The following is a 24760-nucleotide window of genomic DNA, read 5'->3' on the forward strand; positions in this document are numbered from 1 at the left end:
CCCAGCCTAGCCAGCGGTGCCGACAGCGAATCCCGACGTCGAGAGCGACCTACGAGCGACCTATGAGCGACCAGCCCCCCGCCGACATGAACGGACTCGAGTGGGCGGCCCGTCGCGGCATGGGCACCCTCGCCGAGAAGATGGGCTTCCAGTGGGTGGAGTTCACCCTGGAGCGCTGCGTCGCCACCATGCCGGTCGAGGGGAACACCCAGCCGGTGGGGCTCCTGCACGGCGGTGCCTACGTCGTGCTGGGCGAATCGCTCGGCTCCATGGCGGCCAATCTGCACGCCGGCCCCGGGCGGCTCGCCGTGGGCGTGGACATCAACGCGACGCACACCCGGTCGGCGACGTCGGGCCTCGTGACGGGCGTGTGCACGCCGATCCACCTCGGGCGCAGCATGACGGTGCACGAGATCGTCTGTTCCGACGATCAGGGTCGCCGGTGCAGCACGATCCGCATCACGAACCTGATCAAGGACGCGCCCACGCGCTGACCGGATGCCGCGGCATCCGGTTCTCGAGAGGTGTCAGGCCTTCTTCGGAGCGAGCTGCTCGATGATCGCCTTGGCGACGTCCTGCATCGTGAGACGGCGGTCCATCGACGCCTTCTGGATCCAGCGGAAGGCCTCGGGCTCGCTCAGACCCATCTTCTCGTTGAGAAGGCCCTTGGCCCGATCGACGAGCTTGCGGGTCTCGAAGCGCTCGACCATGTCGGCGACCTCGGCCTCGAGCGTGATGATCTGCTCGTAGCGGGCCAGTGCGATCTCGATCGCGGGCAGGAGGTCATTCGGCGTGAAGGGCTTCACGACGTACGCCAGCGCGCCGGCCTCGCTCGCACGCTCCACGAGCTCCTTCTGGCTGAAGGCGGTGAGGAGCACGACGGGCGCGATGTGGTTCTTGCTGAGCTTCTCGGCCGCGGAGATGCCGTCGAGCTGAGGCATCTTGACGTCCATGATGACGAGGTCCGGGCGGAGCTCGGTGGCCAGCTGCACGGCGGTCTCGCCGTCACCGGCCTCCCCGACCACGTCGAAGCCGTTGTCGCGGAGGATCTCGACGATGTCGAGACGGATCAGCGATTCGTCCTCGGCCACCACCACGCGACGAGGGGCGGTGGAGGAGGATTCTGCCGTCGGCTGTTCGTCAGTCACGATTGAATCCTACGGCCACAGAGGCGCGACATCCCAACGGACCCTTCGGCGGTGCATCGCAGGGGCGGCGGAGCGGCGCAGCGGTACCCTCGACCGGTGACCGTGACGATCGTCGCCGAGCGGCCGTCCGGAGGCTGAACCCGGGGCGGCGCACGTCTCTGCGGTAGGGTCGTTCCGCGAGTGTGCGGGCCGGTGTGGCGGAATGGCAGACGCGACCGACTCAAAATCGGTTGTCCGTGAGGGCATGTGGGTTCGAGTCCCACCACCGGTACCACGCTGGCGGATGACCATCTTCTCCGCCCTGTCAATCCCTGCGGACGGTGTCCGGAGGCTCGATGAGACTGAGTGCTCATCGAGCGGAGGACGCGTTGGGCGCAGACAGGATCGACCGGGCGGCGAGCGAGCTGTTCGGGTGGGAATCGGTGCGGGACGGGCAGCGGCGCAGCGTCGAGGCGCTGCTGGAAGGCCGCGATGTCGTCGCGGTGATGCCGACCGGCGCCGGGAAGTCCGCGGTGTACCAGCTCGCCGGAGCGCTGCGCGACGGGCTGACGCTGGTCGTCTCGCCCCTCATCGCGCTGCAGACGGACCAGCTCGAGCAGCTGTCCGCGGCGCCGGCCGCCCCGCGGGGCGCGGCGGTCAACTCGTCGCTCGGCGCGCGGGCGATCGAGGATGCCTGGGCGCAGGCCGAGTCGGGCGGCATCAGGTTCCTCTTCCTCGCGCCCGAGCAGCTGGCGAAGGACGAGGTGCTCGACCGGCTCGCCGGCCTCGACGTGGGTCTGCTCGTCGTCGACGAGGCCCACTGCGTGGCCTCCTGGGGTCACGACTTCCGGCCCGACTACCTGCGGCTCGGCGACGCGCGCGAGCGGCTCGGCGGACCGCCGACCGTGGCGCTCACCGCGACGGCGGCCGAGCCGGTGCGCGAGGAGATCGTCCGGCGCCTGTCGCTCGAGGACCCGCTGCTCGTGGTGCAGGGCGTCGACCGCCCCCACATCGACCTCGAGGTGCGCCGGCACGCCGACGAGCCCGAGAAGCGGCAGCATCTGCTCGACCTCGTGGCGGTGCTCGACGGCTGCGGACTCGTCTACGCGGCCACGCGGCGCGATGCCGAGGAGTACGCCTCCGCGCTGGCCGAGCGCGGCATCCGCTCCCTCGCCTATCACGCCGGGCTTCCGGCGAAGGACCGTCGCACGGTGCAGGAGGCGTTCCACGTCGGTGACGTCGATGTGGTCGTCGCCACCAGCGCGTTCGGGATGGGCATCGACAAGCCCGACGTCCGCTTCGTCGTGCACGCCTCGGTCCCCGAGTCGCTCGACGCCTACTACCAGGAGGTCGGTCGCGCCGGACGCGACGGCGAGGCTGCGCGGGCCGTGCTGTTCTACCGCTCCGAAGACCTCGGCATCCGGAAGTACTTCACCTCCCGCACCGTCGACCAGGCCCGCCTGCGGGCCGCGTACAAGGCGGTCGTGGCCGCCGGTGCGCCGATCCGCGCCGCTGCGCTGGCCCTGGCGGTGCGGGTGTCGTCCCGAGCGATCACGGGGATCGTGAACCTCCTCGTCGAGGCGGGCGCGGTGCGCGTGACGCGGGCGGGCATCGAGGCGGTCGGCGCACTCACCACGCGTCAGGTCGTCGCGCGCTCCGTGGAGGCCTCCGATCGGCGGGAGCGCATCGAGGTGTCGCGGCTCGAGGTCATGCGCCGCTACGCCGAGACGCGGGACTGCCGGCGCCGCGTGCTGCTGTCGTATTTCGGTGACGAGCTCGACGAGCCCTGCGGGCGCTGCGACACGTGCCGGGCCGGCACCGCGTCGGTGCACGAGGAGGAGCTGGATGCCGCGACCGCCCCGTTCCCGTCGGGCTCGACGGTGCGCCACGCGGCGTGGGGCGAGGGCAGCGTCGTGGAGGTGGACCCCGACCGCCTGACCGTGTTCTTCCCGTCGGAGGGGTACAAGGTGCTCGCCCTGGACGTGGTGCAGGAGGGCGACCTGCTGCGACGAGTGGCGTGAGGACGGGCGACGGCCGCGTTCCCGGAGGAACGCGGCCGTCGCCGTCGCAGGGAGGCTGTGCCTACTGCTGCACCGCCTGGTAGATCGGCGCCTTGCCGTGCAGGGCGTCGCCGATCTTGTGGATGCGGATGTCGTTGGTCGAGCCGATGATTCCGGGAGGGGATCCGGAGATCACCACGACCTTGTCTCCGACCTTCGCCAGGTCGTTGGAGAGGAAGTAGTCGTCGACCTGGATGAACATGCGGTCGGTGTGCACGACGTGCTCCACCAGCGTCGACTTCACGCCCCAGGTCAGCGCCATGCGGCGGCGGATGGCCGGGTCGGGGGTGAACCCGATCATGGGGATGCGCGGCCGCAGGCGCGACATGCGACGCGCGGTGTCGCCCGACTCCGTGAAGATGCAGAGGAACTTGGCGTCGACGAAGTCGGCCACCTCGAGCGCGGCCAGCGTGATCGCGCCGCCCTGCGTGCGGGGCTTGGTGGTGAGGGGCTGGATGCGCTCCAGGCCGTGCTCCTCCGTCGAGTCCACGATGCGGGCCATGGTCTCGACCACGACGACCGGGTACTTGCCGACGCTGGTCTCGCCCGAGAGCATGACCGCGTCCGCGCCGTCGAGGACGGCGTTGGCGACGTCGCTGGTCTCGGCGCGGGTGGGCACCGGGTTCTCGATCATGGACTCGAGCATCTGTGTGGCGACGATGACGGGCTTGGCCATGCGGCGGCAGAGCTCCACGGCGCGCTTCTGCACGATGGGCACGGCCTCGAGGGGCAGCTCGACGCCGAGGTCGCCGCGGGCGACCATGATGCCGTCGAAGGCGTCGATGATCTGCTCGAGGTTGTCGACCGCCTGCGGCTTCTCGATCTTGGCGATGACCGGGACGTGACGCCCCTCCTCCGCCATGATGACGTGCACGCGCTGGACGTCTTTCGCGTCGCGCACGAACGACAGCGCGATGAGGTCCGCTCCGATGTTCAGGCCCCAGCGGAGGTCGTCCTCGTCCTTCTGGCTGAGCGCCGGGACGTTGACGGCCACGCCGGGGAGGTTGATGCCCTTGTTGTTGGACACCGGTCCGCCCACGATGACGCGGGTGGTGACGACCGTGCCGTCGGTCTCGACGACCTCCACGCGCACCTTGCCGTCGTCGATGAGGAGGAAGTCGCCGGGCTTCACGTCGTTCGGCAGGCCCTTGAAGGTCGTGCCGACGATCTCCTTCGTGCCGAGGATCTCCTCGGTGGTGATCTTGAAGATGTCGCCGGCGGCGAGGTCGTGCGGTCCGTTCTCGAACTTGCCGAGGCGGATCTTCGGACCCTGCAGGTCGACCAGGACGGCGACGGGGCGACCCGCGTCGTCGGCAGCCTTGCGGACGTTGGCGAAGTTGGCCTCGTGGACCGAGTAGTCGCCGTGGCTGAGGTTCAGGCGGGCGACGTCGACGCCGGCATCGATGATGGCTCGTACCTGGTCATATGACGAGGTGGCGGGCCCGAGCGTGGCGACGATCTTGGCGCGTCTCATCCGTATGTTCTCCGGGTTTCGGGAAGGGGGTGGGGGGGTGTCGATCGACGTGAGCCAGACTACGCGGGCAGCAGACCGATCGCGACATCGTGCGGACGCACGGGGGCGGGCAGGGCGGTCTCGCCCATGAGGTACTCGTCGACGCTCGCGGCGACCGCGCGGCCCTCGGCGATGGCCCATACGATGAGCGACTGTCCGCGGCCGGCGTCGCCGGCGACGAAGACGCCCGGCGACGAGGTCTGGTAGTCGTCCGCGCGGGCGATGTTGCCGCGGTCGGTGAACTGCGCCGACAGCTGCGCGGCGACCGACTCCTGCTCCGGGCCGGTGAAGCCCATCGCGATGAGGATCAGGTCGGCGGGGATCTCGCGCTCCGTGCCGCTGCGGGGCACGCGGCGGCCGTCGACGAACGCGGTCTCGGCCACGCGCAGCGCGCGGACCTCGCCGCCGTCGTTGCCGAGGAACTCGACGGTGGAGGCGAGGTAGGTGCGCTCCCCGCCCTCCTCGTGCGCGGACGCGACCTCGAACAGCGTCGGGGTCATCGGCCACGGCTGGTGCTCGGGGCGCTCCTCCGGCGGCTGCGTGCCGATGGCGAGGTTGGTGACGCTCAGCGCGCCCTGCCGGTGCGCGGTGCCGATGCAGTCCGCGCCGGTGTCGCCGCCGCCGATGACGACGACGTGCTTGCCCTCCGCGGTGATCTGGTTGGGCACGCGGTCGCCGGCGGTCGCCTTGTTCGACTCCGTCAGGTACTCCATGGCGAAGTGGATGCCCGCGAGGTCGCGCCCCGGGATGGGCAGTTCTCGCGGCACCGTGGCGCCCGTGGCCACCACGACGGCGTCGTAGCGGTTGCGCAGGTCGTCCCACGCGATGTCGACGCCGATCTCGACGCCCGCCCGGAAGCGGGTGCCCTCGTCGCGCATCTGCTTGAGCCGCAGCTCGAGCTGTCGCTTCTCCATCTTGAAGTCGGGGATGCCGTAGCGCATGAGGCCGCCGATGCGGTCGTCACGCTCGTAGACCGCGACCGTGTGGCCGGCGCGGGTCAGCTGCTGTGCGGCCGCGAGACCGGCGGGGCCCGACCCGACGACGGCGACCGTCTTGCCGGTCAGGCGCCCGGGGGGCTCCGCCTCGACCCAGCCGTTGGCGAAGGCCTCGTCGATGATCGAGACCTCGATCTGCTTGATCGTGACGGCGGGCTGGTTGATGCCGAGCACGCAGGAGCTCTCGCACGGCGCGGGGCACAGCCGCCCGGTGAACTCCGGGAAGTTGTTCGTCGCGTGCAGACGCTCGATGGCCGACCGGCCCTCGCCGCGCCACGTGAGGTCGTTCCACTCGGGGATGAGGTTCCCCAGCGGGCAGCCCTTGTGGCAGAACGGGATGCCGCAGTCCATGCAGCGCCCGGCCTGGCGGCGGATGACCGCGCCGTCGACGTTCTCGTACACCTCGCGCCAGTCCATGATGCGGACGGGAACGGGCCGACGGGGCGGGAGCTCGCGCTCCGTGGTCTTCAGGAAGCCTTTGGGATCAGCCACCGGTCACCTCCAGGATGCGGCTCCAGACGACGTCGCCGTCGGGGTCGAGCCCCTCGGCGAGCGCGGTCTGTCGGGTCTCCAGCACGGCCGCGTAGTCGCGCGGCAGCACTCGTGTGAACGACGCCAGCTGTGCGTCGAAGTCGCGGAGCAGCCCGGCGGCGAGCTCCGAGTCGGTCTCGGCGACGTGGCGCTCCAGCAGGTCGCGGAGGATCTCCGCGTCACCCGCGCCGAGCTCGCCGAGCACCAGTTCGCCGGCGGCGAGCGCCTCACGGTTCACCTTGGCGGGGTCGAGCCGGTACACGTAGGCGGTGCCGCCGGACATGCCGGCGCCGAGGTTGCGCCCGGTGTCGCCGAGGATGACCGCCAGGCCGCCCGTCATGTACTCGAGCGCGTGGTCGCCCACGCCCTCGACGACCGCGGTCGCGCCGGAGTTGCGGACGAAGAACCGCTCCCCCACGACGCCGCGCAGGAACATGGTGCCCTGCGTGGCACCGTAGCCGATGACGTTGCCCGCGATGACGTTCTGCGAGGCGTCGAAGGTGGCGGCACGCGGCGGGCGGACGACGATCTGACCGCCCGACAGGCCCTTGCCGACGTAGTCGTTCGAGTCGCCCTCGAGTCGCAGCGTGATGCCGGCGGGCATGAACGCGCCGAGCGACTGCCCGGCCGAGCCGGTGAGGTTGACCGTGATCGAGCCCGACGGCAGACCGTTCTGCCCGTGCGCCAGCGTCACGCGGTTGCCGAGCATGGTGCCCACGGCACGCTCGGTGTTGCGGATCGGCAGGTCGATGGTCACGGAGCCGCCGTGGTCGATGACGTGCTGCGCACGCTCGATGAGACCCACGTCGAAGTGCTCCTCCAGCTCGTGCAGCTGCCCGCGCAGATTGCGACGCGGGACGTCGTCGGCGAAGGCCGGGCCCTCGAGGATCGGACTCAGGTCGAGCCCGCTCGTCTTCCAGTGCTCCACGGCGCCGCCGATGTCGAGGAGCTCGTTGTGGCCGATCGCCTCGTCGAGGGAGCGGAAGCCGAGCGCGGCGAGGTACTCCCGCACCTCCTCGGCGATGTACTCCATGAAGGTCACGATGAACTCGGGCTTGCCGGTGAAGCGCTCGCGCAGCACGGGGTTCTGCGTCGCGACGCCCACCGGGCAGGTGTCGAGATGGCAGACGCGCATCATGATGCAGCCCGAGACGACGAGCGGTGCGGTGGCGAAGCCGAATTCCTCGGCGCCCAGCAGCGCGCCGATGATGACGTCGCGGCCCGTCTTGAGCTGGCCGTCGACCTGCACCACGACGCGGTCGCGCATGCCGTTGAGCATCAGGGTCTGCTGCGTCTCGGCCAGACCGAGCTCCCACGGCGTGCCCGCGTGCTTGAGCGAGTTCAGCGGGCTCGCGCCCGTTCCGCCGTCGTGGCCGGAGACGAGGATGACGTCGCTCAGCGCCTTCGCGACACCCGCCGCGACCGCGCCGATGCCCGACTGGCTCACCAGCTTGGTGTGCACGCGGGCCTTCGGGTTGGAGCGCTTGAGGTCGAAGATCAGCTGCTTGAGGTCTTCGATCGAGTAGATGTCGTGGTGCGGCGGGGGCGAGATCAGCCCGACGCCCGCGGTCGCGTGACGCGTGCGCGCCACCCACGGGTACACCTTGGTCGGTGGCAGCTGACCGCCCTCGCCGGGCTTGGCGCCCTGAGCGAGCTTGATCTGGATGTCGTCGGCCTGCGTGAGGTACAGGCTCGTGACGCCGAATCGGCCCGACGCGACCTGCTTGATCGCGCTGCGGCGCACCGGGTCGAGCAGGCGGTCGACGTCCTCGCCGCCCTCGCCGGTGTTCGACTTCGCGCCGATGGAGTTCATCGCCACGGCCAGCACCTCGTGGGCCTCCTGCGAGATGGAGCCGTAGCTCATCGCGCCGGTGGAGAAGCGCTTGACGATCGAGGCCACCGACTCGACCTCGTCGAGGGGCACCGGGTGGCGGCCGTCGGTGCGCAGGCGGAAGAGTCCGCGGAGGGTCTTCAGCTCGTTGGCCTGGTCGTCCACGAGCTTCGTGTACTCGCGGAAGATGTCGTAGCGGCGCGCGCGCGTGGAGTGCTGCAGCCGGAAGACGGTGTCGGGGTTGAAGAGGTGCGGCGATCCGTCGCGGCGCCATTGGTACTCGCCGCCGGTCCACAGTCGCTCGTGCGCCCTCGCCGCAGCATCCTCGGGATACGCGTACGCGTGGCGCGCGGCGTTCTCGGCGGCGATGACCTCGATGCCGACACCGCCGAGCTTGGACTCGGTGCCGGTGAAGTACGCGTCGATGAAGGCGTCGGACAGGCCCACGGCCTCGAACACCTGGGCGCCCGCGTACGAGGACACCGTGGAGATGCCCATCTTCGACATGATCTTCAGCACGCCCTTGCCGAGCGCGTAGATCAGGTTCTTGACGGCCTTCTCGGGGGTGATCCCGGTGATGTAACCGGCGCGCACGAGGTACTCGGCGGTCTCCATGGCCAGGTACGGGTTGACGGCGGAGGCGCCGTAGCCGATCAGCGTCGCGACGTGATGCACCTCGCGGACGTCGCCGGCCTCGACCACCAGACCGACCTTCATGCGGGTCTCGCGGCGGATGAGGTGGTGGTGCACGGCGGCCAGCATGAGCAGCGACGGGATGGGCGCGAGGTCCTTGTTGGAGTCGCGGTCGCTGAGCACGATGAACTCGGCGCCGTCCTCGATGGCCTGGTCGACCTCGTTGCACATCTGGGTGATGCGCTTCTGCATGCCCTTGTGGCCGGCTTCCACGCGGTAGAGGCCGCGGATGGTCACGGACGTGCGTCCGGGCAGCGCGGTGTCGATGTGCTGGATCTTGGCCAGCTCGTCGTTGTCGATCACCGGGAAGTCGAGCGTCACCGTGCGGGTGTGCTCCGGACCCCAGTCGAGCAGGTTGCGCTCCGGGCCGAGACCGAGCGCGAGCGAGGTGACGACCTCCTCGCGGATCGAGTCCAGGGGCGGGTTGGTGACCTGGGCGAACTGCTGGGTGAAGTAGTCGAACAGCAGGCGCGGGCGCTCGCTGAGCACCGCCACGGGCGTGTCGCTGCCCATCGCGCCGAGGGGCTCCGCGCCGTTCTGGCCCATCGGGGTCAGCAGCACGCGCACCTCCTCCTCGGTGTATCCGAAGGTGCGCTGACGGCGCGTGATGGAGGCGATGGGGTGCACGATGTGCTCGCGCTCGGGGAGGTCGGCGAGGCGCACGCGTCCCGTGTCGAGCCACTCCTGCCACGGATGCAGGTCGGCCAGCTGCTGCTTGATCTCGTCGTCTTCGATCAGGCGGCCCTGAGCGGTGTCGACGAGGAACATGCGGCCGGGGCGCAGGCGCCCGCGGCGCTTGATGCGCTCGGGGGCGATGTCGAGCACGCCGGTCTCGCTGCCGATGACGACGAGGCCGTCGGTGGTCTCGGTCCAGCGACCGGGGCGCAGCCCGTTGCGGTCGAGCGTCGCGCCGACCAGCGTGCCGTCCGTGAAGATGAGCGCTGCCGGGCCGTCCCAGGGCTCCATCTGCATGGAGTGGAACTCGTAGAACGCCCGCACCTTCGGGTCGATGTCGGGCTGCTTCTCGTAGGCCTCGGGCACCATCATCATCACCGCGTGCGGCAGGCTGCGGCCGGTGAGGGTGAGGAGCTCGAGCACCTCGTCGAACGACGCGGAGTCGCTGGCGCCGTCGGTGCAGATGGGCAGCAGCGGGCGGATGTCGCCGATGAGCTCGGACTCGAGCTGCGACTGCCGCGCGCGCATCCAGTTGCGGTTGCCGTTGACGGTGTTGATCTCGCCGTTGTGCGCGAGCATGCGCAGCGGCTGCGCGAGCGGCCACGACGGGAAGGTGTTGGTGGAGTAGCGCGAGTGCACGACGGCCAGCTCCGAGGCGAAGCGCTCGTCCTGCAGGTCGGGGTAGAACGGCTCGAGCTGCAGGGTCGTGACCATGCCCTTGTAGCCGAGGGTGCGCGAGGACAGCGAGACGAAGTAGGCGCCGAGCTCGGTGCGGCTGCGCTTGCGCAGGCGGAAGGTGCGGCGGTCCAGCTCGATGCCCGAGAGCGCGGGCGTCTGGTCGGTGGCCGGGCACGAGACGAACAGCTGCTCGAAGGCGGGGCGGGCGGCGTAGGCCAGCTTGCCGAGGTTGTCGGGCGCCGTGGGCACGTCGCGCCAGGCGAGGACCGTCAGACCCTCGGATGCTGCGATCCGCTCGATGCCGTCCTTCTGCGCGGCGCGCTCCTCGGCGTCGAGCGGCAGGAAGATCATGCCGGCGGCGTACTCGCCCACGGGGGGCAGCTCCGCCTCCACGACCGCGCGCAGGAACTCGTCGGGCATCTGCGTCAGGATGCCCGCGCCGTCGCCGGTGCCGGCGTCGGACCCGATGGCGCCGCGGTGCTCGAGGTTGCGCAGCGCGGTGAGCGCCAGGTCGATGATGTCGTGACCGGCCGTGCCGCGCAGCGTGGCGACCATCGCCAGGCCGCAGGCGTCCTTCTCGAAGGCGGGGTTGTACATCCCCTGCTTCGGCGGGAAGGCGTCGAAGCCGGCGGACGAGACGGGGAGACGGGGACTCGGTGCCATACCAGCCGTCCTCACATTCATGGTCAGGAGGGGACGACGTCGGCCCGGGGACTCGCGGAGGGAAGCGCTACTTCGTGGCGGCGGTGCTTGTGGCGGTGGCCTCACGGACTTCGGTCGTGGTTCCCTCGGAGACCGGGGGTGCGCTCACGTCGACGAAGTCTTCGGTGTCCTGCGATTGTACAGTCCCCTGCGGGGACCATTCGCGTCCGGGCACGTAGGGCGAGGGCTCGATGCCGGGGTGGCGCCGTCGCTGCACGAAGAAGATCGCCAGGCCGACGATGACGCCGACGATGGCGGCCCACACGTTCGTGCGCAGGCCGAAGTAGATCTCGCTGGGGTCGATGCGGATGGACTCCCACACGATGCGGCCCGCGCCGTACCAGACGAGGTACAGACCGAAGAGGCGTCCCCACTGCAGGCGGAAGCGGTGACCGGCCGCCAGGAGCATGCAGACGCCCATCGTGTTCCAGATGACCTCGTACAGGAACGTCGGGTGGAAGAGGGTGCCGGGGGCGAGGCCGACGGGCAGCGCGGGATTGCCCGGCGCGATCTCGAGGCCCCACGGCAGATCGGTCGGCAGGCCGTAGAGCTCCTGGTTGAACCAGTTGCCGAAGCGGCCGAAGGCCTGGGCGAGCAGGATGCCGGGGGCCAGGGCGTCGGCGAAGGTCCAGAACCGGATGCCGGTCCAGCGGCAGCCGAGCCACGCGCCGACGGCGCCGCCGAGCAGGGCGCCGAAGATGGCGATGCCGCCCTCCCAGATGGCCCACACCGAGCCGGGCTCGAACGGGTTCCACGGGTTCGAGCCCGCGCCGAAGTAGAACCCCGGGTGCGTGAGGACGTGGAAGATGCGCGCGCCGATGATGCCGAGCGGGACGGCCACCAGGGCGATGTCGATGACCACCCACGGCTCGGCGCCGCGCTTGGTGAGGCGGTGGTTCGTGAGCAGGACGGCGACGATGATCCCGGCGATGATGCACAGCGCGTAGTAGCGGATCGGGATCGGGCCGAGGAAGAACTCGTTGACCGGCGGGCTGGGGATGCTGGCGAGGACGCCGGAGGCCGCGTTCATCATGAGGGTGATCCTTGCTGGGAGTGCGGAGCGGGCTGTTGTGCGCCCGTGGAGGAGGTGGCGGCGGCCGCGTCGACGGTCTTGCCGGCGGTCAGGGCGCGCGCCGTCGCGGCGAGCTGCTCGAGCCCGCCGTCGCGGAGCGCCTTCACCAGGGCGGTGCCGACGATCGCGCCGTCGGCGTACTCGAGCACACCGGCGACCTGGTCGGCGCTGGAGATCCCGATGCCGACGCAGGCGTTCTCCGCGCCGCGCGCGCGGAGGCGGTCGACGAGGGTGCGGGCCGCAGCATCCAATTCGGCGCGCTCGCCCGTGATGCCCATCGTGGAGACGGTGTACACGAACCCGGTGGAGTTCTCCACGACGAGGTCGAGACGCTCGTCGCTGGAGGTGGGCGCGGCGAGGAAGATGCGGTCCAGGCCGGTGCGGCGGCTGGCGGCGATCCACTCGGCGGCCGATTCGGGCGTGATGTCGGGCGTGATGAGGCCCGCTCCCCCGGCGGCGAGCAGGTCGTCGGCGTAGCGGTCGACGCCGTACTGCAGCACCGGGTTCCAGTACGTCATCACGACGACCGGGATGTCGACGCGGGAGGTGATCTCGCGGATGGCGGGGAACATGTCGCGCAGCCGGAAGCCGCTCGCGAGCACCTGCTGGGTCGCCTCCTGGATGACCAGGCCGTCCATCACGGGGTCGGAGTACGGGGGCCCGAGCTCGAGCACGTCGGCGCCGTTCTCGGCGAGGGTCACGGCCGCCTCGATGCTCGTGGCGACGTCGGGGTAGCCGATGGGCAGGTAGGCGACGAAGGCCCCGCGCCCCTCCGCGCGGGCCGCGTCGATGGCCGCCGCGACGCGGGACGTCACAGCTCGGTCCCCTCGCCCTTGGCGGCGTCCTCGGCGGGCGGCGTGTCGACCGGGCTCTGCTGTGCGTCGTAGAGCTCGAAGTAGCGCGCGGCGGTGTCCATGTCCTTGTCGCCGCGACCGGACAGGCAGATCGCGATGATGGCGTCGGGTCCGAGCTCGCGGCCGATGCGCAGAGCGCCGGCGAGCGCGTGCGCGGTCTCGATCGCGGGGATGATGCCCTCGGTCTCGGACAGCAGGCGCAGGGCCTGCATCGCCTCGTCGTCGGTCGCGGGGATGTAGTCGGCGCGGCCGATGGAGGCGAGCCAGGAGTGCTCGGGTCCGACGCCGGGGTAGTCGAGACCGGCGGAGATCGAGTGCGACTCGATGGTCTGGCCGTCCTCGTCCTGCAGCACGTACGTCTTCGCGCCGTGTAGCACGCCGGGCCGGCCGCGCTCGATCGACGCGGCATGCCGCTCGGTGTCGACGCCGTCGCCGGCCGCCTCCACGCCGTAGAGCTTCACGCCCTCGTCGTCGAGGAACGCGTCGAACATGCCGATGGCGTTGGAGCCGCCGCCCACGCACGCGAACACCGCGTCGGGAAGCCGCCCGGCCTCTTCGAGCAGCTGCGCGCGGGCCTCCTCGCCGATGATCTTCTGGAAGTCGCGCACCATCGCGGGGAACGGGTGCGGACCCGCGGCCGTGCCGAAGATGTAGTTCGTGGTGTCGACGCTTGCGACCCAGTCGCGGTACGCCTCGTTGATCGCGTCCTTCAGGGTGCGGCTGCCGGTCGTGACCGGCACCACCTCGGCGCCCAGGAGGCGCATGCGCGCGACGTTGAGCGCCTGGCGCTCGGTGTCGACCTCGCCCATGTAGATGGTGCACTCGAAGCCGAAGAGGGCGGCCGCGGTGGCGGTGGCCACGCCGTGCTGGCCCGCGCCGGTCTCGGCGATGACCCGGGTCTTGCCGAGTCGCTGGGTCAGCAGCGCCTGGCCGAGCACGTTGTTGATCTTGTGCGAGCCGGTGTGGTTCAGGTCTTCGCGCTTGAGGAAGATGCGCCCGCCGCCGGCGTGGGCCGCGAAGCGCGGCACCTCGGTGATGGCGGACGGCCGGCCGGCGTAGCTGTGGAGGAGGTGCGCCAGCTCGGCCTGGAAGGCCGGGTCGATGATCGCCGCCTCGTAGACGGCGGTGAGCTCGTCGATGGCGGCGATGAGCGACTCGGGCATGAACCGCCCGCCGAACTCGCCGAAGAAGGGGCCTTTGGCCTCGCGCAGGAGGGTCATCTCGACTCCGATCGAAGGCTCGACGCCTCGGGGGAACGCTGTCCCAGGAAGCTCCGGAGCGTCGCCACGGGGTCGCCGGTGACCAGCGCCTCCCCGATGAGCACGACGTCGGCTCCGGCCGAGCGGTAGTGGGTGACGTCGGCGGGCGTGAGCACCGCCGACTCGGCGACCTTGACGACACCGGCGGGGATGCGCTCGGCGACGCGACCGAAGAGGTCGCGGTCGAGGTCGAACGTGGTGAGGTCGCGGGCGTTGACGCCGATCAGCCGGGCGCCGACGTCGACGGCCCGGTCGACCTCGTCGGCCGAGTGCGCCTCGACGAGCGCGGTCATGCCGAGCTGGCCGACGAGGCCGAACAGCTCGGCCAGCACGGGCTGGTCGAGGGCGGCGACGATGAGGAGCACGAGGTCGGCGCCGGACGCGCGGGCCTCCAGCACCTGGTACGACGTGGCGATGAAGTCCTTGCGCAGCACCGGCAGGGACACCGCCGCGCGCACGGCCTCGAGGTCGGCGAGGCTGCCCTTGAACTTGCGGCCCTCCGTGAGCACGGAGATGGCGGATGCGCCGCCCTCCTCGTACCGCAGCGCCTGGAGCGCGGGGTCGGGGATGTCGGCGAGGTCGCCGCGTGAGGGGCTCGCGCGCTTCACCTCGGCGATGATCTTCACGCGGTCGGCGGGAGCGAGGGCCGCCAGGGCGTCACGCGCGGACGGCTGCGCGAGCGCGGCTGCTTCGACCTCTGCGGTCGGGCGCGACGACGCCCGTGCCTCTGCGTCCTGCACCGCGCCGGCCGTGAGGTCGGCGAGCATGTCAGTGCTCTTTCGGAACGGTCTTGGAGCCCCCGGCGCCGTAGCCGGCGCGCTTCATGATCCAGCCGACGAGCAGACCCACGACGACGAGACCGGCGGAGGCCCAGACGACGGCCGGGATGTCCAGCACGAAGAACAGGGTGCCGATCGCGATGGCGACGAGCATGATGATCACGGCCGTCCAGGCGGCCGGGGAGTGTCCGTGGCCCGGGTCGGCGATGGAGTTGCTCATGGGTTTCCTCCGAGGGGGATCGTTGCCCGCGCGGCATGCCGCACGCCTGTTCAGTCTAGCGGTGTCATCCCGTCGGGTCCGTGCCGCGGGAGAGGTCGTCCCAGCTGTCCACGGCGTCCCGCGGCCGCGCCGGAGCGGACGCGGCATCCTCCGCCTCGTAGCGGCGTCCGCTCCCCCGCCACCGTCGCGCGGTGAGGAGGACGAACACCCCGACCACGAGCAGCAGCGCGGACAGCAGCACCGTCACGTACGGCCACGGAGAGGGGGCGATGGACTCCACGAGCTCCGCCACCGCGTCGGCGCCGGTGATGCCCGTGGCCGTGGTGACGGTCGAGGCGACCGCCGACGGCGGCAGCGTGAACGCGACCGGCACGGTCACGATCGCGAGCGCTGCGGCGATGAGCACCGTCAGCGCGCCGAAGACGTGCCGCAGCACCACCCCGACGATCGACAGCGCCCCGCCGAGCGCGAGCACCGCCAGGCACAGGGGCGCCAGCACCGGCACGGCTGCCGCGCCGGCCACGGGCAGCTGGTGCTCGGCCCCGTCGGCGAGGGTGACGGTGAGCCAGGTCTGCGTCGAGGAGATGACGCCCAGCGCGCCGACCAGCGCCGTGGCGACGACCGCGAGGAGCCGGGCGCGAGCGGTCACGGCTGCGGCCCCTCGACGGGCCGGAGGTCGTCGGCGTCGAAGCAGGTGCGGTCTCCGGTGTGGCACGCCGCGCCCACCTGGTCGACCTCGACGAGCACCGTGTCGCCGTCGCAGTCGAGGCGCGCGCCGCGCACCAGCTGGATGTGCCCGGACGTGTCGCCCTTGCGCCAGTACTCCTGGCGCGAGCGCGACCAGAAGGTCACGCGACCGCTGGTGAGGGTGCGACGGAGCGCCTCGGCGTCCATCCATCCGAGCATCAGCACCTCGCGCGTGTCCCACTGCTGGATGACGGCGGCGACGAGTCCGCGATCGTCGAAGGTGACGCGGGCGATGCGCTCGTCCACGGTGTCGCTCATGCGCGCACGTCCAGTCCGTCGGCGATCATGGCGGCCTTGACCTCGCCGATGGTGAGCTGGCCGGAATGGAAGACGGATGCCGCGAGCACGGCGTCCGCACCGGCCCGGATCGCGGGGGCGAAGTCCGTCGCGGCGCCCGCGCCGCCGGAGGCGATCACCGGTGCGTGCGAGATCTCGCGCATGAGGCCGACGAGCTCGAGGTCGAAGCCCTCCTTCGTGCCGTCGGCGTCGATGGAGTTGACCAGCAGCTCCCCCGCGCCGCGGTCGATGGCCTCCCGCGCCCAGGCGAGCGCGTCGAGGGTCGTCTCGGTGCGTCCGCCGTGCGTGGTGACGACGAAGCCTGAGGCGGTGGCGTCGGAGCGCGTGACGTCGAGCGACAGCACGAGCACCTGCGCGCCGAAGCGGTCGGCGATCTCGTCGATCAGCGCGGGGCGGGCGATCGCGGCGGAGTTCACACCGGCCTTGTCGGCGCCGACGGCCAGCAGCCGTGCGACGTCATCCGCCGTGCGCACGCCGCCGCCGACCGTGAGCGGGATGAAGACCTGCTCGGCGGTGCGCCGGACGACGTCGTACGTCGTGTCGCGCGCGTCGACCGTCGCGGTGACGTCGAGGAAGGTGAGCTCGTCGGCCCCCTGCTCGAAGTACAGGCGCGCGAGCTCGACGGGGTCGCCCATGTCGCGCAGATTCTGGAAGTTGACGCCCTTCACCACGCGACCGGCGGCGACGTCCAGACACGGGATGACGCGGCAGGCGAGGCTCATCGCTACAGCCTCGCGTTGTGGATCGCGGTGACCAGGATGGCCCGGGCGCCGAGCGCGTAGAGGGCGTCCATGACCTGGTTGACCTCGCCGCGGGCGACCATCACGCGCACGGCGACCCAGGCGGGGTCGCGCAGCGGCGAGATCGTGGGCGACTCGACGCCGCCGGCGATGGCGACCGCGGCGTCGACGAGGTCGGCGGGGAGGTCGTAGTCGACCATCACGTAGCGGCGCGCCACCATGATGCCGCGGAGGCGGCGGAGCAGCGTCTCGGCGCCCTCGGCGGGCGACGGGCCGGTGATGAGGACGGCCTCGGACTGCAGGATCACGGGACCGAAGATCTCCAGGCCCGCCTGGCGCAGGGTGGTGCCGGTGGAGACCACGTCGGCCACGGCGTCGGCCACGCCGAGCTGCACGGCCGATTCGACGGCGCCGTCCAGCGGCACGAGGTCGACCGCGACGCCGTGCGCGTCGAGGAAGGCGTCGACGAGCCCCGGGTAGGAGGTCGCCACGCGCACGCCGTCGAGGTCGGCGAGCTCGGAGAAGCGGCCGGGGCGGCCGGCGAAGCGGAACGTCGAGCCGCCGAAGCCGAGCGCCTCGATCTCCTGTGCCCCCGGCATCCGCGCGTCCTTCAGCAGGTCGCGTCCGGTGATGCCGACGTCCAGGGCGCCCGAGCCGACGTAGGTGGCGATGTCCTTGGGGCGCAGGTAGAAGAACTCGACCTCGTTGACCGGGTCGATGACGTGCAGGTCTTTCGGGTCGCGACGGCCGACGTAGCCGGCTTCGGCGAGCATCTCGGTCGCGGTCTCGGCGAGCGAGCCCTTGTTGGGCACGGCGATACGCAGCATGGGAGGGGCTTTCAGGGTCGTGGGCCGGGCGGTGGAGGCGCGCTCACAGATGTCGGTAGACATCCTCCAGCGACAGCCCCTTCGCGAGCATGAGCACCTGCAGGTGGTAGAGCAGCTGGGAGATCTCCTCCGCTGCGGCCTCATCGGGCTCGTACTCCGCGGCCATCCACACCTCGGCGGCCTCCTCGACGATCTTCTTGCCGATGGCGTGCACGCCGGCGTCGAGCTCGGCGATGGTCTTCGACCCCTCGGGTCGCTCGGCCGCCTTCGCGGTGAGCTCGGCGAACAGGGAGTCGAACGTCTTCACCCTGCCAGGGTACCGGGCATCGCCGTGCTCACGGTGACGGGCGGGTCAGCGGTGGGCGTGGGAGTGACGGTGCGCGAGGGCCCGCAGGGTGGCGATGGCCTCGTCGGGGTCGTCGGCGCCGAAGACGGCGGATCCTGCGACGAACGTGTCGGCGCCCGCCCGCGCGGCGTGCTCCAGCGTGGAGGCGCTCACTCCCCCGTCGACCTGCAGCCACACGCTGCTGCCGCGCCGGCGGGCCTCGGCCGACAGGGCTGAGATCTTCGGGACGGTGTCGTGGCGGAAGGACTGCCCGCCGAAGCCCGGCTCGACGGTCATGATGAGGATCTGGTCGAACTCGTTGAGCACCTCGAAGAGCGACTCGACGGGGGTGTCGGGCTTGATCGCGACACCCGCGCGCGCTCCGATCGACCGGAGGCGACGGGCGAGAGAGACCGGCTCGGTCGACGCTTCGAGATGGAAGGTGACGGATGCCGCGCCGAGCTCGGCGTAGCCGGGCGCCCAGCGCTCGGGGTCCTCGATCATCAGGTGCACGTCCAGCGGCACCGGGCTCGTGGCCTGGATGCGCTCGACCATCTGCGGACCGAACGTGAGGTTCGGCACGAAATGGTTGTCCATGACGTCGACGTGCACGAAGTCCGCGGAGGCGATGCGCGCCAGCTCGGCCTGCATGTTCACGAAGTCCGCCGCGAGGATGCTGGGATTGATGCGCATGTCGCTGGCGCCGGCCGCGTCGGAGGGGGTCACGGCTCCATTATGGTCGCGGCCGTCTCAGCGCCGGCGCAGGAGGGTGATCGACATCGCGTCGGTGCCGTGGCGATGCGGCCACAGCTGCGCGCGGCCCGAGGGGGCTGCGGTCTCCCCCGGCGCCCGGACGGGCTCCGGCAGGTCGATGTCGCGCTCGGCGACGCGGCGGAGCACCTCGCGGGTGTCGAGCTCCTCGAGCTGGTCGCCGAACGAGCGGCGCACCTCGGCGACCACGCCGGCCGTCTCGGCGAGGTGCGGCGAGCACGTCACGTACGCCACGATGCCGCCCGGCCGCAGGGCGACGACGGCGGACTCGAGCAGCTCCCGCTGCAGCTGCGTCAGCTCCGGCACGTCGGCGGGCGACTTGCGCCACCGCGCCTCCGGGCGGCGCCGCAGCGCTCCCAGACCTGTGCAGGGGGCGTCCACGAGGATGCGGTCGTAGCGGCCGGGGTTCTCCGACGCCAGCGCGCGACCGTCCTCCTCCCACACGTCCACCTCGGCGGGCACGCCGGCGATCGACCGGCGCACCAGTCCGGCGCGGGTCGGGGAGATCTCGTTGGCGTCGAGGTGCGCGCCGCCGGCGAGGGCCTCCGCGGCGAGGATCGCCGTCTTGCCGCCGGGGCCGGCGCACAGGTCGAGCCAGCGCTCGCCGTCGCGCACCGGCACGGCGCGGCTGAGGGCGAGGGCGGCGAGCTGGGAGCCCTCGTCCTGCACCCTCACGCGGCCCTGGGAGGCGACGATCGCGCCCTCCGGGTCGCCGCCGCCGAGCCGGAACCCGATGGGCGAGAACGGCGTCCGGCGGGCATCGGCCGGCGCCTCGGCGAGACCCGGTAGGGCCGCCATCGTCACGCTCGGCGACGCGTTGTCCGACTCCAGGAGAGCGGACAGCTCGTCGGCGCGACCCTCGGCTGCCAGCGCGCGACGGAAGGCGCGCACCACCCACACCGGGTGCGACGTCGTCAGTCCGAGGCGCTCGTCGTCCGAGCGCGCCTGCTGCTCGACGCGCGCCATCCACTCCTCCGGTGTGTCGCGGGACACGCGGCGGAGCACGGCGTTGACGAATCCGGCCGCGCCCCGGCCCGCGGCATCCCGAGCGAGCTGCACCGACTCGTTGACCGCCGCGTGCGAGGCGACGCGGGTCGAGAGCAGCTGATGCACGCCGAGGCGCAGGGCGTCGCGCACCGGCGGATCGATGTCGGCGGCGGCGCGGTCGGCGGCGACGGTGATGATCGCGTCGTAGGTGCCCTGGCGGCGCAGCGTGCCGTACGTCAGCTCCGTCGCGAGACCCGCGTCGGCGGTGTTCAGACCGGCGCGCTCGATCGCGCGCGGGAGCAGCAGGTTGGCGTATGCATCGGACTCGTGCACCGCACGCAGGGTCTCGTACGCGACGATGCGCGCCGGCTGCACGGCGCTCACGCGTCCGCCTCCAGCGATTCGGCGCGCTGGCCCCGCCACCAGTCCGCGGCCGACATCGTGCCCCGGCCGGCCGGCTGCACGGTCTCGAGCACCAGCGGATCGGTTCCGGTGCCGACGAGCACGTCGCCCCCCGGTGCGGCGAAGCGCCCGGGCGGGAGCACCTCCGCGACCTGCTGGCGTCGTGCCCGGTGCACCTTGAGGCGGGCGCCGTCGAGGATCGTCCACGCACCCGGCTCGGGGGTCACCCCGTGGATCCGCGCGAGCACGGCCTCGGCGTCGTCGGTCCAGGGGATGCGGCCGTCCTCCAGCACCAGCTTCGGCGCGAGACTCGGCTCGCCGCGCTGCGGCACGGCGGTGGCGGTGCCCGCCGCGATCGCGTCGACGACCTCCTCCAGCAGCGTCGCGCCGGACACGGACAGCGCGGCGAGGAGGTCGCCGGCCGTGGTGCCGTCGGCGATCGGATGCTGCAGCTCCCCGTACACGTCGCCCGCGTCCAGTTCGGGCACGAGCTGGAACACGCTCGCGCCGGTCACGCGGTCGCCGGCGATGAGCGCGCGCTGCACGGGTGCGGCGCCGCGCCAGGCCGGGAGCAGCGAGAAGTGCAGGTTGATCCAGCCGTGGTCGGGGGCTGACAGCAGCGGCTCGCGGACCAGCCCGCCGTAGGCGACGATGACGCCGAGCTCAGGCTCCAGGGCGGCGATCGCGGCGGTGGCCGCGGCATCCAGTCGGTCGGCCTTGATGACGGGCAGACCCAGCTCCTCCGCGGCCTGCGCGACCGGTGACGGGGTCAGGACGCGCTTGCGGCCGAGCGGCGCGTCGCCGCGTGTGACCACGCCGACCACCTCGTGCGCGGAGGCGGCGAGGGCACGCAGGGAGGGGACGGCTGCGTCGGGGGTGCCGGCGAAGACGAGGCGCATGACGGGGTTCCTCACAGGTCGAGGTCGGGCACGTCGACCCGGACTCTGAGTGTATTGCGGGGTCCGGGCGGGCGCCCTTTCACCGGGCGGCGCGAGCGGAGGGCCTCCGCGACGACGGAGGCGCGCAGGCTCGCGGTGACGGCGCCGCCGTGGGCGTAGTCGAAGCGGACGAAGGCGCGGGACGCGGGGCCGTCGGTCTCGGCGGGTCCCGTGAGCGGGCCGAGCACCGCCTCGTCGTCGAGGGCGGGCACGTCGCCGCGCAGCGTGGCGAGCGCGGTGTCGACCGCGGCGACCGTGCCCTCGACGGCGGCGACCCGCATCGACGGCGGCATCCGCAGCGGTGCGCGGTCGGCGAGCTCCGCACGGGCGTAGGCGGGCTGCGTCCAGGTCGCGAGGGCCCGGGCCACGCCGCCGGTGACGCCGACGAGGTGCACGGGCGCACCGGGCGCCGCGAGGGCGGCCGCGTTGGACCACCAGCGCAGGCACGCCTCGCCGATGCGCAGATCGTCGGCCATCAGCATCCGGTCGCCGTCCAGCAGCACCACGGCGCGGTAGCCGCCGACCGCGAGCGGCTCGGCGCCGCGCGTGGCGACGACCAGCGCCGGGCGCGCGTCGACCTGCGTGACCGGGTGCTGTCCGTCGGCGACGATGACCCGCACGCCGGGGAAGGCGCGGCCCAGCTCGTCGGCGGTGCGCTCGCTGCCGGAGGACGCCATGCGCACGCGCGTGGACTCGCAGTGGATGCAGTGCCACCCGACGGCGGCCCGACCGCACCAGCCGCACTCGGGGACCGCTCCCGGCCGCGTGGCGTGCAGCGGCCCGGCGCAGTGCAGGCAGCGCGCCGGCTTGCGGCACTCCGCGCAGACCAGCACCGGGGCGTAGCCGGGGCGCGACACCTGCACGAGCACGGGGCCGAGGGCGAGCGCCTCGCGGGCGGAGGCGAAGGCGGCGGAGGGCACACGGGCGGAGCGGGCCTCCCCCTCGCGCGTGGCGCTGAGCACGACCCGAGGCGACTCCCGTCGGGCGGAGGTCACCTCGTGCACCCAGCCGAGCCCGACCAGCCGCTCGACGTCGGCGGAGCGGGTGTGACCGGCGAACAGCAGCGCGCAGTCGTCGAGCTCCTGCCGGATGAGCGCGGCGTCGCGCGCGTGCACTCCGGGGCTGAGCGGCTCGGCGAGCAGCGCGTCGCCGTCATCCCACAGCGCGATGAGCCCGACCCGCGCGACGGGCGCGTAGACGGCCGAGCGGTTGCCGACGACGATGCAGGGCGCCGCGGCGAGGGTGCGCAGGAACGAGGCGTAGCGCTCCGGACCGCTGCGGCGCGCGTCGACGGCCACCGCGGCATCCGTCAGCCCGTGCGCGTCGATCACGTGCTGCACCTGCGCCTGATCGCGGTGGTCGGGCACGACGATGATGGCGCTGCGGCCGTCGGCGAGCGTCCGGGCGGCGGCCGCGACGAGCAGGTGCGCCCAGGCCCCGACCTCGACGGGTTCGTCGCCCTCGATCGCGCGACGCGAGGCCGGCTCGGTGTGCGGGGGCGCGTCGACCGCCACCCGCTCGCTCGCGGCGAGGGCCGAGGCGAGCCGCGGGTAGACGCCGAGCACCTCGTCGGCCCACGCCTGCGTGTCGGGCTGGATGACCGGGACAGCGGGCGGCGACGCCGCCGTCCACGTCTTCTCGGCGCGCACCATGCGCTTGGGGATGGCGAGGCGGAGGATGTCGGATGCCCCACCCGCCGCCCGATCGGCCGCGCGGCGTGCGAGGCGGTAGAGGTCGGGCGTCAGCACGGGCATCGGCGAGACGACGGTGTCGAGCTCCGACAGCGGCCGGTCGCTCGGCTCCTCGTCGGCCAGCTCGACGATGAAGCCGTCGACCGTGCGCCCGGCCGATCGCAGCGGGACCTTCACGCGGACGCCGGGCGCGGCATCCGCGTGCCACTGCGCGGGCACCGCGTAGTCGAACAGCCGGTCGAGCTGCGGCAGCGGGGAGTCCAGGAGCACGCGGGCGACCCGGCGGCGGCTTCCGGGGGGCGGCGCGGGGGTGTGCGGCGCTGCGGTAAGCGGGGTTGCAGCCGGCGCAGGGGCCGACGGCGCCGCGGCGTGCGGCGCTGCGGCCGCCGGGGTTGCAGCCGGCGCGGGGTCGGTCGCCGGGATGTCGGGGATCCGCCCGCCGTCCGTCGGCTCCGGCGGTGGGGTCACAGGCCGGCGGCGGCGCGCAGCTCGTCGACGCGGTCGAGTCGCTCCCAGGTGAACTCTTCGAGCTCGCGGCCGAAGTGCCCGTACGCCGCGGTCTTCGCGTAGATCGGGCGCAGCAGGTCGAGGCTGTCGATGATGGCCTTCGGGCGCAGGTCGAAGACGTCGCGGATCGCGGCGGTGATGACCTCGTCCGACACGGTGCCGGTGCCGAACGTCTCGACGTAGATGCCGACGGGCTTGGCCTTGCCGATCGCGTAGGCGACCTGCACCTCGATCCGGTCGGCGAGGCCGGCGGCGACGGCGTTCTTCGCGACCCAGCGCATGGCGTACGCGGCGGAGCGGTCGACCTTCGACGGGTCCTTGCCGCTGAACGCACCGCCGCCGTGACGCGCCGCGCCGCCGTAGGTGTCGATGATGATCTTGCGGCCGGTCAGGCCGGCGTCGCCCTTGGGCCCGCCGATGACGAAGGGTCCGGCGGGGTTGATGTAGAACTCGACGTCGCCGTGCGCGAGCCCGGTGGCTTCGAGGACGGGTTCGATGACCTCGGCACGCACGGCCGCGCGGAGGGCCTTCTGCGAGATGTCGGGCTGATGCTGGGTCGAGAGCACGACGGACTCGACGGTGCGCGGGATGGCGCCCTCGTACCCGAGGGTCACCTGCGTCTTGCCGTCGGGCCGCAGGAACGGCAGCTCGCCGCTGCGACGCACCTCCGCGAGGCGCTCGGCCATCCGGTGCGCGGTCCACGCGGCCATCGGCATGAGCTGCGGCGTCTCGGTGGTGGCGTAGCCGAACATGATGCCCTGGTCGCCGGCGCCCTGCTCGTCGCGGGGGTCGACCGAGCCGCCCTCGCGCCGCTCGAATGCGCGGTCGACGCCGGCGGCGATGTCGGAGGACTGCGCGCCGATCGATACGCTCACGCCGCACGAGTCGCCGTCGAAGCCGGTGTCGCTGGAGGTGTAGCCGATGCGGTTCACCACCGAGCGGACGATCGCCGGGATCTCGACGTACGCCGAGGTGGAGACCTCCCCCGCGACGTGCACGAGGCCGGTGGTGACGAGGGTCTCGACCGCGACGCGTCCGTCGGGATCCTCGGTCAGGATCGCATCGAGGATGCTGTCGGAGATCTGGTCGCAGATCTTGTCGGGATGCCCCTCGGTGACGGATTCAGAGGTGAACAGACGCAGCTCGGTCATCGGGTCTCCAGGTCGGAACGGGGGTGGGCACGAGTATGCCCCGGACAGCCGACAGCCGTCCGGGGCATCAGGACGGACCGAAACGGTCCGTCACAAAAGGGGTCGACTCACTCGGCGCTGCGCAGGCGCAGCTTGTCCTCGTGGATCTCGTGCATCGCGATGGTGAGGGGCTTGTCCTCGACGGTGGAGTCGACGAGCGGGCCCACGTTGTCGAAGAGGTTTCCCTCGTGCAGGTCGGAGTAGTAGTCGTTGATCTGACGCGCGCGCTTCGATGCGTAGATCACGAGCTGGTACTTGGAGTCGACCTTGTCGAGCAGGCTGTCGATGGGCGGGTCGATGATGCCCTGATTCGTTCCGGCCATGGGAACCTCCTGGTTCGGTGTCGATG

Annotated in this window: 22 protein-coding genes and 1 tRNA gene; 3 read left to right on the forward strand and 20 right to left on the reverse strand. The window is 72.0% G+C overall.

The genetic code is table 11. The features are described from left to right. Positions 1–62 precede the first annotated feature (62 nt). A complete protein-coding gene (locus CVS47_RS06645; RefSeq protein ID WP_127095399.1) occupies positions 63–494 on the forward strand; it encodes a hotdog fold thioesterase in 432 nt (143 codons plus the stop codon). Positions 495–527: 33 nt separating this feature from the next. On the opposite strand, the gene CVS47_RS06650 is transcribed toward CVS47_RS06645, so the two are convergent. Beyond that, complete coding sequence (locus tag CVS47_RS06650; RefSeq protein ID WP_127095400.1) at positions 528–1148, reverse strand: ANTAR domain-containing response regulator; 621 nt, start codon at positions 1146–1148, stop codon at positions 528–530. 188 nt (positions 1149–1336) lie between these two features. Between CVS47_RS06650 and CVS47_RS06655 the strand changes: the two genes are divergently transcribed. Both CVS47_RS06655 and CVS47_RS06660 read left to right on the forward strand, forming a co-directional pair. Beyond that, positions 1337–1422 (forward strand) — tRNA-Leu (locus CVS47_RS06655). Between the two features lie 94 nt (positions 1423–1516). Further along, entirely contained in the window at positions 1517–3148 is a 1632-nt protein-coding gene (locus tag CVS47_RS06660) for a RecQ family ATP-dependent DNA helicase (RefSeq protein ID WP_241240300.1), read from the forward strand. 61 nt (positions 3149–3209) lie between these two features. Here the strand turns inward: CVS47_RS06660 and pyk are convergent, their stop codons facing one another. The 19 genes from pyk to rpoZ all read right to left on the reverse strand — a co-directional run bounded on the left by pyk (position 3210) and on the right by rpoZ (position 24734). Continuing rightward, on the reverse strand, positions 3210–4661 hold the full coding sequence (gene pyk, locus CVS47_RS06665; RefSeq protein ID WP_127095402.1) for a pyruvate kinase: 1452 nt from the start codon (positions 4659–4661) through the stop codon (positions 3210–3212). Between the two features lie 59 nt (positions 4662–4720). Beyond that, positions 4721–6187 (reverse strand): glutamate synthase subunit beta, encoded by a 1467-nt coding sequence (locus CVS47_RS06670; protein WP_127095403.1) that lies wholly within the window; start codon positions 6185–6187, stop codon positions 4721–4723. After that, positions 6180–10766 (reverse strand): glutamate synthase large subunit, encoded by a 4587-nt coding sequence (gene gltB, locus CVS47_RS06675; RefSeq protein ID WP_127095404.1) that lies wholly within the window; start codon positions 10764–10766, stop codon positions 6180–6182. Before gltB ends, CVS47_RS06670 begins: the two co-directional genes overlap by 8 nt. Before the next feature lie 67 nt (positions 10767–10833). Continuing rightward, on the reverse strand, positions 10834–11838 hold the full coding sequence (gene lgt, locus CVS47_RS06680; protein WP_127095405.1) for a prolipoprotein diacylglyceryl transferase: 1005 nt from the start codon (positions 11836–11838) through the stop codon (positions 10834–10836). Further along, complete coding sequence (gene trpA, locus CVS47_RS06685; protein WP_127095406.1) at positions 11835–12692, reverse strand: tryptophan synthase subunit alpha; 858 nt, start codon at positions 12690–12692, stop codon at positions 11835–11837. Before trpA ends, lgt begins: the two co-directional genes overlap by 4 nt. Then, positions 12689–13951, reverse strand: a complete 1263-nt coding sequence (gene trpB / locus CVS47_RS06690; RefSeq protein ID WP_127095407.1) for a tryptophan synthase subunit beta — start codon at positions 13949–13951, stop codon at positions 12689–12691. Before trpB ends, trpA begins: the two co-directional genes overlap by 4 nt. Next, positions 13948–14757 (reverse strand): indole-3-glycerol phosphate synthase TrpC, encoded by an 810-nt coding sequence (trpC, locus tag CVS47_RS06695; protein ID WP_127095408.1) that lies wholly within the window; start codon positions 14755–14757, stop codon positions 13948–13950. Before trpC ends, trpB begins: the two co-directional genes overlap by 4 nt. Position 14758: 1 nt before the next feature. After that, positions 14759–14989, reverse strand: coding sequence for a DUF6704 family protein (locus CVS47_RS06700; RefSeq protein WP_127095409.1), 231 nt, complete (start codon positions 14987–14989; stop codon positions 14759–14761). A gap of 64 nt (positions 14990–15053) precedes the next feature. Next, positions 15054–15638, reverse strand: a complete 585-nt coding sequence (locus CVS47_RS06705; protein ID WP_127095410.1) for a Trp biosynthesis-associated membrane protein — start codon at positions 15636–15638, stop codon at positions 15054–15056. Further along, positions 15635–15994, reverse strand: coding sequence for a phosphoribosyl-AMP cyclohydrolase (hisI, locus tag CVS47_RS06710; RefSeq protein ID WP_127095411.1), 360 nt, complete (start codon positions 15992–15994; stop codon positions 15635–15637). The genes CVS47_RS06705 and hisI overlap by 4 nt, the downstream gene beginning before the upstream one ends. Next, positions 15991–16755: an imidazole glycerol phosphate synthase subunit HisF gene (gene hisF, locus CVS47_RS06715; protein WP_127095412.1), complete on the reverse strand. Its 765-nt coding sequence runs from the start codon at positions 16753–16755 to the stop codon at positions 15991–15993. The genes hisI and hisF overlap by 4 nt, the downstream gene beginning before the upstream one ends. 2 nt (positions 16756–16757) lie before the next feature. Next, complete coding sequence (gene hisG, locus CVS47_RS06720; protein WP_127095413.1) at positions 16758–17600, reverse strand: ATP phosphoribosyltransferase; 843 nt, start codon at positions 17598–17600, stop codon at positions 16758–16760. A 43-nt stretch (positions 17601–17643) separates the two neighbouring features. Next, positions 17644–17907, reverse strand: a complete 264-nt coding sequence (locus CVS47_RS06725) for a phosphoribosyl-ATP diphosphatase (protein WP_127095414.1) — start codon at positions 17905–17907, stop codon at positions 17644–17646. Between the two features lie 45 nt (positions 17908–17952). After that, a complete protein-coding gene (gene rpe / locus CVS47_RS06730) occupies positions 17953–18618 on the reverse strand; it encodes a ribulose-phosphate 3-epimerase (protein WP_127097228.1) in 666 nt (221 codons plus the stop codon). A gap of 57 nt (positions 18619–18675) precedes the next feature. Further along, complete coding sequence (locus tag CVS47_RS06735) at positions 18676–20058, reverse strand: RsmB/NOP family class I SAM-dependent RNA methyltransferase (protein ID WP_127097229.1); 1383 nt, start codon at positions 20056–20058, stop codon at positions 18676–18678. Between the two features lie 5 nt (positions 20059–20063). Continuing rightward, positions 20064–20984 carry a methionyl-tRNA formyltransferase gene (gene fmt / locus CVS47_RS06740; RefSeq protein WP_127095415.1) on the reverse strand — a complete coding sequence of 307 codons (921 nt, stop codon included), beginning with the start codon at positions 20982–20984 and terminating at the stop codon, positions 20064–20066. Between the two features lie 11 nt (positions 20985–20995). Continuing rightward, complete coding sequence (locus CVS47_RS06745; RefSeq protein ID WP_127095416.1) at positions 20996–22984, reverse strand: primosomal protein N' family DNA-binding protein; 1989 nt, start codon at positions 22982–22984, stop codon at positions 20996–20998. A 194-nt stretch (positions 22985–23178) separates the two neighbouring features. Then, positions 23179–24372 carry a methionine adenosyltransferase gene (metK, locus tag CVS47_RS06750; protein WP_127095417.1) on the reverse strand — a complete coding sequence of 398 codons (1194 nt, stop codon included), beginning with the start codon at positions 24370–24372 and terminating at the stop codon, positions 23179–23181. Between the two features lie 107 nt (positions 24373–24479). Then, positions 24480–24734: a DNA-directed RNA polymerase subunit omega gene (gene rpoZ, locus CVS47_RS06755; protein WP_127095418.1), complete on the reverse strand. Its 255-nt coding sequence runs from the start codon at positions 24732–24734 to the stop codon at positions 24480–24482. Positions 24735–24760: the final 26 nt, after the last annotated feature.

The sequence above is a fragment of the Microbacterium lemovicicum genome (assembly GCF_003991875.1).
GTDB classification, from domain to species: domain Bacteria; phylum Actinomycetota; class Actinomycetes; order Actinomycetales; family Microbacteriaceae; genus Microbacterium; species Microbacterium lemovicicum.

Coding starts and splice junctions, on each gene's coding strand:
- CVS47_RS06700 (WP_127095409.1), bottom strand. CDS start 14,989: ATGAGCAACTCCATCGCCGACCCGGGCCACGGACACTCCCCGGCCGCC.
- CVS47_RS06645 (WP_127095399.1), top strand. CDS start 63: ATGAGCGACCAGCCCCCCGCCGACATGAACGGACTCGAGTGGGCGGCC.
- lgt (WP_127095405.1), bottom strand. CDS start 11,838: ATGATGAACGCGGCCTCCGGCGTCCTCGCCAGCATCCCCAGCCCGCCG.
- rpoZ (WP_127095418.1), bottom strand. CDS start 24,734: ATGGCCGGAACGAATCAGGGCATCATCGACCCGCCCATCGACAGCCTG.
- gltB (WP_127095404.1), bottom strand. CDS start 10,766: ATGGCACCGAGTCCCCGTCTCCCCGTCTCGTCCGCCGGCTTCGACGCC.
- metK (WP_127095417.1), bottom strand. CDS start 24,372: ATGACCGAGCTGCGTCTGTTCACCTCTGAATCCGTCACCGAGGGGCAT.
- rpe (WP_127097228.1), bottom strand. CDS start 18,618: ATGCGCATCAATCCCAGCATCCTCGCGGCGGACTTCGTGAACATGCAG.
- trpB (WP_127095407.1), bottom strand. CDS start 13,951: ATGACCCTCCTGCGCGAGGCCAAAGGCCCCTTCTTCGGCGAGTTCGGC.
- hisI (WP_127095411.1), bottom strand. CDS start 15,994: ATGAGCGACACCGTGGACGAGCGCATCGCCCGCGTCACCTTCGACGAT.
- trpC (WP_127095408.1), bottom strand. CDS start 14,757: ATGCTCGCCGACCTCACGGCCGGCGCGGTGCAGGACGCAGAGGCACGG.
- hisG (WP_127095413.1), bottom strand. CDS start 17,600: ATGCTGCGTATCGCCGTGCCCAACAAGGGCTCGCTCGCCGAGACCGCG.
- hisF (WP_127095412.1), bottom strand. CDS start 16,755: ATGAGCCTCGCCTGCCGCGTCATCCCGTGTCTGGACGTCGCCGCCGGT.
- pyk (WP_127095402.1), bottom strand. CDS start 4,661: ATGAGACGCGCCAAGATCGTCGCCACGCTCGGGCCCGCCACCTCGTCA.
- fmt (WP_127095415.1), bottom strand. CDS start 20,984: ATGCGCCTCGTCTTCGCCGGCACCCCCGACGCAGCCGTCCCCTCCCTG.